Below are 12,657 nucleotides of genomic sequence, written 5' to 3' on the forward strand. Positions count from 1 at the left end.
AGAACTTATGCCACAGCTACGCTCATTACCCTTTACTTTTGCCTGTGTATGGCTCATGCTTTCTTTTTTCTAAGAAAGCCGCCATGCCTTCCGCTTGGTCCTCCGTTGAGAAGCATTGGCCGAATAGTTCACTTTCAATCCGATAGCCATCTTCGACAGATAAACCAATCGTCTTGTTGGCAACTTCCTTCACCGCTCTAACGCCAAATGGTGCATTGCCAGCAATTCTTTGGGCCATCTTCATCACGCTGTCCATCAGCTCTTCTGCTGGCACAACTTGATTGACTAAGCCAATCGCCAAAGCCTCTTCCGCTTTGACATTTCTGGTAGTGAAGGCCATTTCCTTCGCTTTGGCCGCCCCAACTGTTCGAACTAGGCGCTGCACGCCACCATAACCCGGCATAATACCTAAGCCAACTTCTGGTAAGCCAAAAACACCCCGGTCGCTGGAAATGCGAATATCACAGCTCAAAGCAATTTCACAGCCACCACCTAAGGCAAAGCCGTTGACTGCCGCAATCACCGGCATCGGCAGATTTTCAATTAATTCCATCATCCGATTCCCAGTTTCGGAAAAGACTTGTGCTTCTTTTGAAGGTAAATCCTTCATTTCAGCAATATCTGCTCCCGCAACAAAAGCTTTTTCGCCGGCTCCGGTAATCACCAAGCAGCGAATATCCGATTCCGCAATTTTTTCCAACAAGCTGCTGGCTTCTGCCACCACCTGACTATTTAAAGCGTTCATCGCTTTCGGGCGATTGTAAGTCAACAGGCCGATTTGATTTTGCTCTTCATACGTTACAAATTCCATCGCCTACATCCTCTCTACAATTGTGCTGACACCCATTCCTCCACCAACACAAAGCGTTGCTAAACCATAATCAGATTTGCGTTTTTCCATTTCATGCAATAATGTCACCAAGATTCTGGCACCAGATGCCCCAACTGGATGACCTAACGCAATCGCTCCGCCATTCACGTTAACTTTACTTGGATCCCATTCTAAGCCTTTACCAACTGCAAGAGCTTGCGCTGCGAAAGCTTCATTCGCTTCCACTAAATCCATTTGATTGATATTCATGCCAGTCTTCGCAAAAACTTTCTTCGTGCTTTCGATTGGTCCAACACCCATGATGGCTGGGTCAACACCAGCAGTTGCTCCGCCAACAAAGCGGGCCATTGGCTTCACGCCTAATTCTTTGGCTTTTTTAGCACTCATGATGACAACTGCAGCTGCACCATCATTAATTCCTGATGCATTAGCAGCTGTAACCGTGCCGCCTTCTGGCTTGAAGGCTGGGCGCATTTTCGCCAATCCTTCAGCTGTAATGCCATCCCGTGGAAATTCGTCTTGTTCAAACATGACAGTTTCCCGTTTAACTTTGATTGGAATCGGCACAATTTCATCTTTAAATTTGCCTTCTGCAATCGCTTTGACTGCTTTTTGCTGGCTTGCAGCAGCAAATTCATCTTGTTCTTCTCTAGTGATGCCATATTTTTCAGCCACATTTTCGGCAGTAATCCCCATGTGATAATGGTGGAAGGCATCTGTTAAGCCATCCTCGATTAAACTATCGAAAATTTCATTGTGGCCCATGCGATAACCAAAGCGGGCTTTCTTTAAAACATATGGCGATGCGGACATATTTTCCATTCCGCCGGCCACGATAATATCAGCTTCGCCAGCTGCAATCATCGTTGCTGCCATATTAACACTCTTCAAACCGCTACCACATAAAATATTTAAAGTTTGCGCTGGTACTTCCACTGGAATACCGGCCTTCACGGCTGCTTGGCGGGCAACGTTTTGTCCCCAGCCAGCTTGTAACACACAGCCCATCGTTACTTCGTCCACCATGTCCGGCGCAACGCCAGCCCGGTTCAAGGCTTCTTTAATAACGGCTGCACCAAGGTCCACCACTGAAGTATTAGTTAGAGAACCCCCGAATTTACCAATTGCAGTTCTGACTGCACCTGCTAATACAATTTCTGTTTCCAAATGTTGATCCTCCTAATTCTTTTTTAGGTATTAAATTTCTTGAGAGAAATTTAGTTTGATTTGCGAGTTCGACTTATCCAGATACATCCAAATAGTTGAATCGCAAACATGTCTTTTTCTTACCACTTCATGCCGTAACGTTTTTCCCATTCAGCTTCTAGCTCTTCCCGGAAATTAGGGTGAGCAATTTCAATCAGAGCCCGGCTGCGTTCACGGATAGATTTGCCTCGTAAATCAGCGATACCATATTCTGTAACAATCACAGCAACATCGTTACGACCAGTTGTTACAACAGAACCAAGGTCTAAGAACGGCACGATTTTACTGATGGTATTATTTTTGGTTGTCGAAGGCATGGCAATAATTGAAATGCCGCCTTTAGACATGTTAGCGCCACGAACAAAGTCCAACTGTCCGCCGACTGAAGAAATTTGTAAAGGTCCAATTGTTTCGGAAGCAACTTGACCAGTTAAGTCTACCTGAACACAACTATTGATTGAAATTAAATTATCATTTTGGGCAATCACATATGGGTCGTTGGTATAATCAACCGGCGCCATCATAACGCTTGGATTATCATCAACAAAATCATAAAATTCCCGTGTGCCCATCAAGAAAGTTGCGATCATTTTGCCAGGATTTAAGTTTTTCTTGCTGTTATTGATAACGCCCATTTTAACCAGTTGCATGACACCATCACTGAACATTTCACTGTGGATACCTAAATCTTTTTTATCATGTAGCTGATCTAATACTGCATCTGGCAAGCTGCCGATACCTAATTGTAACGTATCGCCATCTTTAATCATGCTGGCACAGTATTTACCGATTTGGACTTCTTCTGGTGTTGGTGCAGCTTTTGGCAATTCTAGAATTGGAGTATCTTCCTCCACGATATAATCAAACTCATCCACATGCATAAAGCAGTTGCCGTGAGTCCGTGGTAGATTATTATTGACTTGGGCAATAACAATCTTGGCATTTTTTGCGGCTGTCATCGTATAATCAACAGAAATACCTAAACTAGCATAGCCGTGCTGATCCACCCGGCTAACTTCAATCAAGGCCACGTCTGCATTAATACTGCCATCGGTAAATAAGGCCGGCATTCTTGAGAAGAAACGTGGTGTATAATCTGCATAGCCTTCAGCAACAGCTTTACGGTCTTTGCCGCCGACGTACAAACTATTATGACGTACGTGACCAATCGCCTCTGGCTGCGAATAAGGCGATGTTCCTAATGGCAGCATTTGCGAGGTCACAACATTTTTTAATTCTGGTATTCTTTTACCAAATTCACGAATTACGGCACTCGGCTCGCCACATCCCAAACCAATAACAACGCTATCTCCATCTTTAATTACTTTGACAGCTTCTTCTGCTGTTACATATTTACTCATAAACACTCTCCTCTTTTCAATTCAAGCTAATAAGTACACAGCAGGCCTTTCCAGTAAAATATCCAGCAAATCTCCTTAGATAACCCCTAGAAAAAGCCTGCTAACCCAAGTTTCCAACAACTATGTTTTGACCTAACCCGTTGATAAGCAGTCACATTTTGGTCTGGATAAGATAAGGACCAAAATGCGACTGAGCTTCATTATTCTTTTGTAGCTTCGATTAAAGCGTCTACGAGACTATTTAAATCTGGTACATCCAAATCAGTAATAGCGGAGTTGATGCTCAGAGTTTCATCCATGATATTCATCATCTTCAACTCTTCATCCAAGTATTCGCTCATTAACGTACCTGATTGTGGTGCCCACGAACCATTTTCGATTAACGCAAAGGTACGATTTTGCACATTCAGCGCCTTCATATCGTTCAGATAATTCTTCATCGGCGGATAAATGCCTAAGTTGAAGGTTGGACAGGCCAGTACGATATGGCTGTATTTAAAGGTTTCGGCAATCAAGTAGGACACATCGGTACTAGATACGTCGTAAACCCGCACATTGTGCATACCTTTGTCGTGTAACAGAGATGCCAATGATTCTGCAGCATATTCTGTGTTCCCATACATGGATCCGTAAATGATCAGCACGCCTTTTTCTTCTGGTTCATAACGGCTCCATTTGTCATATTTATCTAACAGATAGCCGAAGTCATTGCGCCAAACTGGACCATGCAATGGGCAAATCATTTTGATATCGATAGTCGCAGCTTTTTTCAAAGCAGACTGTACGAAAGGTCCATATTTCCCTACGATATTTGTGTAGTAACGACGAGCATCATCGATCCAATCACGATCAAAGTTCATTTCATCGTTGAACAATGCGCCATGCAATGCTCCAAAGGAACCGAAGGCATCGGCAGAGAATAATGTTCCTGTAGTAATATCATAAGTCATCATTACTTCAGGCCAGTGAACCATTGGTGCTGCAACGAAGGTCACTGTATGCTTACCAAAGTTACGAGTGTCGCCTTCTTCCACTTGGTCTTCATGACCATCCACATGATAGTTGAATTGGTGCATCAGCATAAATGATTTTTCTGAGCTGATAATTTTTAATTTTGGATAGCGCAGAATTAATTCTTCGATTGAACCGCAATGATCTGGTTCCATATGGTTCACGACTAAATAATCTAATTCCCGATCGCCTAAAACCATTTCTACGTTGCGGATAAAGTCTTGGGTGATTGCCCAGTCTACCGCATCGAATAAAACAGTTTTTTCATCTATGAGCAGATATGAGTTATAGGATACGCCCCGAGGAATTGGATGCATATTTTCAAACAATGCCAAGCGGACATCGTTGCCTCCAACCCAGTATAAATCTTCTGCTACCTTTCTAACTGTATACATATATTAAATCCCCCTATTTGGTCTGACATTTAGTAAAAGCACAGCTGTTAATATCCTTCGATGAAGGCTGTTTTTTCTTCGCCACAAGAAGGACAAGTCCATTCTTCAGGCAGATCTTTAAACAGTGTTCCTGGTGCTACTTCACCCTCTGGATCACCTTTAGCAGCATCATACTCGTAGCCGCAGCCGCCACATACATAGAATTTATATGAAGGAGCAGATTTTTTAGGTTTAGAGCGTTTAATTTTAACCATTGGCGGAGCCTCTTTCTTAGCTGCTCCGGTATCTAATGCTTGTGATAGCAATGGTAGAACCTCTTCGATATCACCGACAATACCGTAGTCAGCATTTTTAAATATTTTCGCATTTGGATTTACGTTAATTGCCACGATTGTTGAAGCGTCTTTAATTCCCTTCAAATGCTGGCCGGCACCGGAAATACCACAAGCAATGTATAAGTTGCCTTTGAATTTTTGACCGGACATACCGACATAGCGGCTTAATGGCAGATAATGAAGCGTTTCTGCAACTGGACGAGAACAGCCGATAGCTGAACCAGATTGTTTCGCTAATTCTTCAATTAGCTTCATATTTGATTCTGGTCCTACGCCGCGACCGGCACTGACCACCCGCTCTGCTTGGGCAATTGGTGTATCAATCGGGATTCCCACCGAGAAATCGTAGCCATCCTTCTTTAAGCTTTCGACTAAGGCCGCAACGTTTTTCTTTTGATCCGCGTCCTTGAAGATCATCTTCTTGCGGTCCCCTGTCGTTGGTCCCTTTTTTGCTGGTACCCCAGTCGCTTTCGGTTCTTTACCAACCAAGTAAGAAGAAATAACCACCCGTTGAATTTCATTGGTTCCTTCGTAGATTGTTGTAATCTTAGCATCACGGTAGAAGCGTTCCACGTCGCTGCCTTTAATGTAGCCGGCACCGCCATAGATTTGTAAGGCGTCATTAACAATTTTCAACGTGTTATCTGAAGCAAATTGTTTCGCCATTGCAGATTCCATCGCAAATGGTTTGCCTGTATCTTTCAATTCAGCTGCGCTGTACACCATCAAACGGCTCGCCCGTAATTCAGTTGCCATATCAGCTAATTTGAAGGAGATAACTTGTTGGTGAGCAATTGCTTTACCAAACTGCTCCCGTTCTTTAGCATACTCTAGAGCACTTTCAAAGGCCCCTTGACCAATTCCTAACGCTTGGGCTGCAATCCCAATCCGACCGCCGTCTAGCGTATTCATAGCGATGTTAAAGCCTTTGCCTTCAGGTCCTAATAAGTTTTCTTTCGGTACTTTCACATTGTTAAAGATTAATTCAGCAGTTGAAGAAGAACGAATTCCTAATTTGTCATAGTGTTCGCCAAATTCAAAGCCTTCCCAGCCTTTTTCAACGATGAAGGCGCTGATGCCTTTAATACCGATACCTGGTGTCGTTACCGCAAAGATGATGTACACATCAGCTTTAGGTGCATTGGTGATGAAAATTTTATTACCATTTAAAATATAGTTTTCGCCATCAAATTCAGCAGTTGTTTCCGTTCCGCCGGCATCACTACCTGCTTCACTTTCAGTTAAACCGAAGGCTCCTAATTTTTCACCTTTTGCCATTGGCACCAAATATTTTTTCTTCTGTGCTTCTGTACCATAATTGTAAATTGGATAACAGCCTAACGAGACATGCGCCGATAAGATAACCCCAACGCCGGCATCCACTCGAGATAACTCTTCAACACCGATAGCATAACTCGTTGTATCCATGCCACCGCCGCCATACTTCTCTGGAAAAGGAATGCCGAGAATACCCAGTTCACCCATTTTTTTGACAATTTCATCAGGAAATTGGTTTTCAAGATCTAAAGTCGTTGCAATTGGCTTAATATCTGTTTCTGCAAACTCTCTGACTTTAGCGCGAAAAGCTTCGTGTTGCTCAGTTGTGTTTAACTGCATGTGATTGACCTCCAATATAATTTTTATCTACAATTTGCTATCAAAAATGATCAGCAAATTAGTATTCAAATAAGTTTCGCTTAGTAAGCGTTTTCAACGACTTTTGCTACAATGACCTGTCTAATCCCTTTTGGTTTAATAAAAGATTTTAGGCATCTCTTTCATGACCTCTTCTGCTTCAGCAAACATATCATCAATAATCGATTTAACAGGTCGGATACTGTGGATGGCTCCGGATATCTGTCCGGCCATAATAGAACCATTCACCATATCGCCGTTGACAACCGCTTTTCTTAATGAGCCCATAGTCAATTCCTCTAGCTCGCTACGGGGTACTTTCAGATATTCCATCTCTAAATATTTCTTAGACATCGGATTTTTAATCACCCGCACTGGTGCTCGGGATGTACGACCGGTAACCACCGTTGAATCATCCTTAGCCGCCAAGACTGCTAATTTATAACTCTCAGGAATTGGCACTTCCTCAGAAGCCAAGAATCTAGTTCCTACTTGAACACCTTGAGCTCCCAAAGCAAAACTTGCGACAATGCCGCGGCCGTTGACAATTCCACCGGCAGCGATTACCGGAATGGAAACGGCTTCACTTACTTGCAAAACTAAAGACATCGTGCTGCTTTCACCAATGTGTCCACCTGCTTCCGTTCCTTCAGCCACTACTCCATGGACCCCTAAAGCCTCCATCTTTTGAGCTTGATCAACCGTAGCAATTACGGGAAACACCTTAATGCCGGCTGCCAATAATTTCGGAACGTGATCTTTTGGAGTGCCGGCACCGGTTGTGACAATCGGGACGCCCTCTTCAATCACAATGTCGACTAATTCTTCAATATTATCCATCATCAGCATTAGGTTAACTGCAAAAGGTTTGTCGGTTAACTCTTTACATGCCTGAATTTGATAGCGTAAAGTTGCGCCATCCATAGCGCCTGAAGCGATAATTCCCAAGCCACCAGCATTGGAAACTGCTGAAACTAATTCATAACGGGAAATTTGTGCCATCGCTCCTTGAAATAAAGGGTATTTAATACCTAATAATTTTGTTAACGACATTCATTCTTCACCCATTTCATCATTTTTTTCAATCGTTGTGTCGTTAGATTGCAACCAAATTTTTGAAATAATTCTTTTCTGTGCATCTGTTGAACCGCCGTATAAGCCGGTCACTTGAGCGTCTCTGGAAAAACGCTCAATCACATTATTACGGGTATAACCATAGCCTCCAGTCATGGCAACCAAGGCTTCTGTCGCTTTTATTGAGGTTTTGGTACAAAAAAGTTTCACTTTTGCGATTTGAACAGTCGCCGTGTAATCCAACATATCAGTATTCTTTAAAAAGGATTCCGCCGCTTCAATATCGGTCACTACATCGGATAAAACCTTTTGGCATTCAATCAAATTGATTAACCGCAGTCCAAATTTGCGTTCCTTGGTCACATATTTTAGACCGTAACCAAAGGCCCCTTTGGCAATGCCAATGGACTGAGCTGCGATGGCTAAGCGAATTCGATTGAAAATCATGCCCACCTGTTCTTCGTTGACTAAATTGCCACTGAGAATATTTTCTTTAGGAATCTTCACCTCGCGGAACTCAAGATCCGCCACCGGCAACGCATGGAGGCCGACTTCGGTTGTTTCCGGTCCAATTTTTAAGCCCGGTGTCTTCGTATCAAGAATAAAAATACCGTAGCCCTCCTGCCCATCCAGCCTTTTAGCTTTAGAGGCCACCATGAACAGGCCAGCAATTGGTGCATTGGTGATTGTCGCCTTAGCCCCATTCAATAGCCAATGATCGGAATGCTCCACAGAAGTTGTGCGGACTTCTGAGAGCTGACTGCCTGAACCAACTTCGTTTAAAGCAAATGCCCCCCAGATTTCCCCCTCCAACAACGGCTGCAAATAAGTCGCTTTTTGCTCCTCAGTCCCAAAATGATAAATCGGCCAAACCGCAAAGCTCGACTGAGTCAAAAAAATACTTGAAAGGGTGGGAAAGCTGGTGGATAACTCTTGAATGACATCCAAGTGATCTTTAAAGCTGGTCCCGTCCCCACCGATTTCTTTTGGAAAACCGCAACGAATAAACCCCTGTCTGCTGAGATCTTTCATCAATTCTAAAGGGAATTCATTAGTTCGATCAAAGACAGTTGCTTGTTCATCTAAGCCGTTTTTCTTTAACTCCTGTAGATATTGCATCAATGAGTTTTCCAAAAGTGGGTCTCCTTTTTAGCAAATTAAACCTTGTGTTACTCGACTGGCTGATAAAAGAATTCCAAAATCGATTCGTATAAAAACTTTTCCTCCGGCGAGTAAAAATTTTTAACTGGCCGGCACAGCAACAAAACAAATTGCAAGGGATCTTTAATTTCCCGCTTTGTAACGACGGATTGGTCCGCCAAGCGATACATCGCATTTTGCAGGATGACAATAATATCCGAATGACCGGTGAGATCCATTAAATACTCCAAGGAATCTCCAGTAAACTGCAGTCGTGGCTGCTTCAAGTGTTCCTTCAAGCGCTTGCTGACCAAGTCAAAGGTTGTATAACTTTCATTAAAGGTACCCAATGGGTAATCCTTTAAATCTTCCCAAACAAGACTCTTTTGCTCGCTGAGAGGATGGCCGTAACGCATATAAGCGACAAATTCGTCAATTTGGATGACTTGCTGTTCAAAACTCTTTAAATCTAAATCGGCTGGATCAACCAGAACGGCTAAATCCAAATCATTTTCGACAAGTTTCTTTGCCAGGTCCTTAGCGCCGCCTTCGACAATTTCAATTTGAAGCTCCTTGTGATCTAAGATGAACTTTGGCAGAAAGGAGAGAAAATACATTCTCAACACTGCTGATGGGATACCAATTCGGATTGTTCCCTTTTGCTTCAAAGATTCCCGACGAATCATCGCCTTCATCTCTTCATACTTGGCTACAATCTCTACTGCGTACTCATACAAGAGCTTGCCACTAGGAGTCAACTCCTCAAAGCGACCATTGCGCCGTTCAAACAACAGCAGCTCTTCTTCTGTTTCAAAGTTCGTAATCATCTGACTCAATGCAGGCTGGGTAATGTGAATTTTCCGCGCTGCTAAAGAAAGATTACAGCCGCTTTCAACGACCTTGATGAAATAGCTTAATTGGGTAATATCCATTAATAGCCCCCTCTCAAATCACTTTGCAGTCACTAGCCTCACAGACATTCAAAACCGCAACCGTAATCCTCGTGCAAAAACACACTAGCAATACGGCACTTGCTCTAGTGAATGCCTGAATTAGTCGCCGACCAAAGACATCTTGTCCCACTAGCAAAAAAAGATTTTCTAAAAAGAAACAACTATTTCTAATAAAAAAAACACGTTTTAAAACAGCATAACCGACAATTTTTGATGGAAATAAAATTGCCATAGCATAACCAAAACAGAGAAAGATTTTTTGTAAGCACTTTCAAGTACAATTTTAATACTTTGTGATAAATTTGAAAAATTATGTAATTTTATCCCACCTATAAGTAAAACTTATAGGCATTCGGTTTGTAATTATTTATTTTAGCCTAAGAACTACTGACAGTAGTTGTTTCTAGCTTTATGGACGTTTTTTTATTTTCGAAAAAAAGTATAATATTTCCACTTTTTAAAAAGATATTTTTTTATCTTATCCAATGTTTTACCTGTTGCCATTAAGAAACAGATGTGATTGTTAATAAATTGAAGAAAGGCAGCATTTTGTGCAGCAGCAATGTTCAACACCCGCCATTATTTTCACATATCCTTTTTGGTCTTACTAAAATTCTAGCAAAAAAGGCGGCAAAAATCTATTTTAACTTTAAAATCATTCACTTTTCTACATAATATAGGTTTTTTTATTTTTGCGAAGTTTTTTTGGCATCACATAATGTTTCCCGCATAAAACAACGAAATAAACTTTTTCAGAAAAAACTTTACAGGAAAATTTGTTTTTCTTTATTGAGGAAGCCTCCTCAATAAAGAACCCAAAGGACAAAAATAAAGCATAAAAATTTACTTATAATCAATCTTTTCTTATTGAGATGCTTTGTCAGCTAAAATTAATTACATTTATAGGCCCTATAACTAATGCTAATAGAATTATTTTTCACAAGGCAAAAAAACTTAGTCCTTTTCAGCTTAGCTCTGATAAAGCCCTCCTAAGAATGATTGTCTTTTGACAATTAAAACAATCACAATCTCCTCGAATAATAATAAAATTTCTATATTTAACAAGAATCTTAACTAAAAACACCTCATTCTTCTAGTGAAATTCTTAATTAAAAACATTTACCAGCAGCTTAAAATAATCTGGTGCAAAAAAGAATTATTTTTGGCAAATAATTCTTTGGTTATTCATTTTATTGTGAAGAGTTATTCAAGCCCTTTTTGCTAATAGATATCTTTTGAAAAACCTACCAACACTTGATAAACAGTAGACTTTTTAGCTGTTTAAAATAATTATTTTCTCAAGCTATAAGTCAAGCTTATGGGAATGCTAAATAGAAGTTTTTGGACTTTAAAGCAAATCCTTTTTAAAATTATTTTGTAAGCGCTTTATAAAAAGATCGGGGGAAACATAATGGAGAAAACGAAGAACAGATGGGCCGTCCTGGTTGCCGCTATCGTCATTAACATGTCTTTAGGAGCCGGCTATGCTTGGTCAGTTTTCCAGTCTGCGCTTTTGGAGGTCAACAGTGATTGGGCTTTAAGTCAAACGTCTTTAGCTTTCAGTATTTCCTTTGCAATGGTGCCGATTGCGATGATTATCTGCGGACCAATCATTGATAAACAAGGCGGTAAGAAAGTGGTCTTATTATCCGGGTTATTATTTGGTATCGGGATGTTTGCGACAGGTTTTGTTACCAGCATTCCAATGCTATATCTTACTTACGGCTTGATTTTAGGTCTAGGAATTGGTGCCGGTTACGGTACGGCAACTTCCTTAACTGTAAAATGGTTTCCTGACAAAAAAGGGTTGGCCGGTGGCTTAACTGCAGCTGGGTTTGGTTCCGGGGCAATCATTTTAGCACCGATTGCGACAAACATGATTAATTCTTTTGGTATCTATAATACCTTTAAGATTTTGGGCATCGTGTTATTAGTAGTAGTGTGTGTCGCTTCGTTTTGGATGGAAAAAGCACCTGTTTCATCAACCTCTAATGCGGCAGTTCAAGTAAACGAGAATGATAAAAACTACAAACAAATGTTAAGAGAACCAAATTTCTGGTTATTATGGGTGGTTTACACCTTTGCTGCTACAAGTGGCATGATGATTATCGGCCACGCTGCCAGTCTGGCTGACTACTATTCTTTAGGTACCGGCACAGTCATCGTAATGATTGTGGGTCTATCCAATACCTTGGGCCGGATTATCTGGGGGGCTATTTCAGACCGTTTAGGAAGATATATCACAGTCTTGCTGATGTTCATCTTCTCAGCGGCTGGTTTATTGTTGCTAAACTTTAATGAAAGCATTGGTACCTTTGCCGGTATTCTTGGCTTAATTTTAATTCCTTCCTCCTTTGGTGGTTTCCTTGGCTCATTCCCAGGTATCACAGCTGAAAACTGGGGGGCATCGAAAGCCGCAGCTAACTATGGCTGGATGTTTACCGCTTATGGAATTGCCTCTATCATGGGACCATCTCTGGCTTCGCAAATTCGTGAAGCAAGCGGCTCCTACTCCATGGCCTTCATCATCGCAATGGTGATGGCTGTCATTGGGATCATCTTAATCTTATGGTACATGGCACAAAAGAAAAAAGCTGAAGTAGGCGAAAAAGCGTAAGTCATAACTCACAAAAAAAGCAAAAAACCATCTCGATTGCCTTTGATCGAGATGGTTTTTTTGTTTGAAATCTTTTCAGCTGAATTATTTTCTAAGAT

General features: G+C 41.5%; 9 protein-coding genes and 1 pseudogene. 1 reads left to right on the forward strand and 9 read right to left on the reverse strand.

Translation table 11 applies throughout. The annotated features are described in order from the left end of the window. Positions 1–25: 25 nt before the first annotated feature. From ORH16_RS16125 to ORH16_RS16165, 9 genes and pseudogenes are all read right to left on the reverse strand, one after another. On the reverse strand, positions 26–811 hold the full coding sequence (locus tag ORH16_RS16125; protein WP_265459905.1) for an enoyl-CoA hydratase/isomerase family protein: 786 nt from the start codon (positions 809–811) through the stop codon (positions 26–28). Positions 812–814: 3 nt separating this feature from the next. Beyond that, entirely contained in the window at positions 815–1,999 is a 1,185-nt protein-coding gene (locus tag ORH16_RS16130) for an acetyl-CoA C-acetyltransferase (RefSeq protein WP_265459906.1), read from the reverse strand. 119 nt (positions 2,000–2,118) lie between these two features. Next, entirely contained in the window at positions 2,119–3,399 is a 1,281-nt protein-coding gene (locus ORH16_RS16135; RefSeq protein ID WP_265459907.1) for an acetyl-CoA hydrolase/transferase family protein, read from the reverse strand. Positions 3,400–3,599: 200 nt separating this feature from the next. Further along, positions 3,600–4,805: an FprA family A-type flavoprotein gene (locus tag ORH16_RS16140; protein WP_265459908.1), complete on the reverse strand. Its 1,206-nt coding sequence runs from the start codon at positions 4,803–4,805 to the stop codon at positions 3,600–3,602. Positions 4,806–4,852: 47 nt separating this feature from the next. Beyond that, a complete protein-coding gene (locus ORH16_RS18970; RefSeq protein ID WP_265459988.1) occupies positions 4,853–5,557 on the reverse strand; it encodes an FAD-binding protein in 705 nt (234 codons plus the stop codon). A 69-nt stretch (positions 5,558–5,626) separates the two neighbouring features. Further along, positions 5,627–6,757 (reverse strand): annotated as a pseudogene (locus ORH16_RS18975) (acyl-CoA dehydrogenase); the annotation flags it as partial. Positions 6,758–6,892: 135 nt separating this feature from the next. Continuing rightward, positions 6,893–7,828: a nitronate monooxygenase gene (locus tag ORH16_RS16155; protein ID WP_265459909.1), complete on the reverse strand. Its 936-nt coding sequence runs from the start codon at positions 7,826–7,828 to the stop codon at positions 6,893–6,895. Further along, a complete protein-coding gene (locus ORH16_RS16160; protein ID WP_265459910.1) occupies positions 7,829–8,983 on the reverse strand; it encodes an acyl-CoA dehydrogenase family protein in 1,155 nt (384 codons plus the stop codon). It lies immediately after the preceding gene. Positions 8,984–9,018: 35 nt separating this feature from the next. Further along, positions 9,019–9,921 (reverse strand): LysR family transcriptional regulator, encoded by a 903-nt coding sequence (locus ORH16_RS16165; RefSeq protein ID WP_265459911.1) that lies wholly within the window; start codon positions 9,919–9,921, stop codon positions 9,019–9,021. A 1,432-nt stretch (positions 9,922–11,353) separates the two neighbouring features. Here ORH16_RS16165 and ORH16_RS16170 point away from each other — a divergent pair. Then, on the forward strand, positions 11,354–12,559 hold the full coding sequence (locus tag ORH16_RS16170; RefSeq protein ID WP_265459912.1) for an OFA family MFS transporter: 1,206 nt from the start codon (positions 11,354–11,356) through the stop codon (positions 12,557–12,559). The last annotated feature ends 98 nt before the right edge of the window (positions 12,560–12,657 follow it).

The organism is Enterococcus sp. HY326 (assembly GCF_026157065.1).
Classification (GTDB): Bacteria; Bacillota; Bacilli; order Lactobacillales; family Enterococcaceae; genus HY326.

What these genes read in the sequence shown, in the direction of transcription:
- ORH16_RS16125 (WP_265459905.1), bottom strand. Translation starts at nt 811, where the DNA reads ATGGAATTTGTAACGTATGAAGAGCAAAATCAAATCGGCCTGTTGACT.
- ORH16_RS16135 (WP_265459907.1), bottom strand. Translation starts at nt 3,399, where the DNA reads ATGAGTAAATATGTAACAGCAGAAGAAGCTGTCAAAGTAATTAAAGAT.
- ORH16_RS16140 (WP_265459908.1), bottom strand. Translation starts at nt 4,805, where the DNA reads ATGTATACAGTTAGAAAGGTAGCAGAAGATTTATACTGGGTTGGAGGC.
- ORH16_RS18970 (WP_265459988.1), bottom strand. Translation starts at nt 5,557, where the DNA reads ATGATCTTCAAGGACGCGGATCAAAAGAAAAACGTTGCGGCCTTAGTC.
- ORH16_RS16155 (WP_265459909.1), bottom strand. Translation starts at nt 7,828, where the DNA reads ATGTCGTTAACAAAATTATTAGGTATTAAATACCCTTTATTTCAAGGA.
- ORH16_RS16165 (WP_265459911.1), bottom strand. Translation starts at nt 9,921, where the DNA reads ATGGATATTACCCAATTAAGCTATTTCATCAAGGTCGTTGAAAGCGGC.
- ORH16_RS16170 (WP_265459912.1), top strand. Translation starts at nt 11,354, where the DNA reads ATGGAGAAAACGAAGAACAGATGGGCCGTCCTGGTTGCCGCTATCGTC.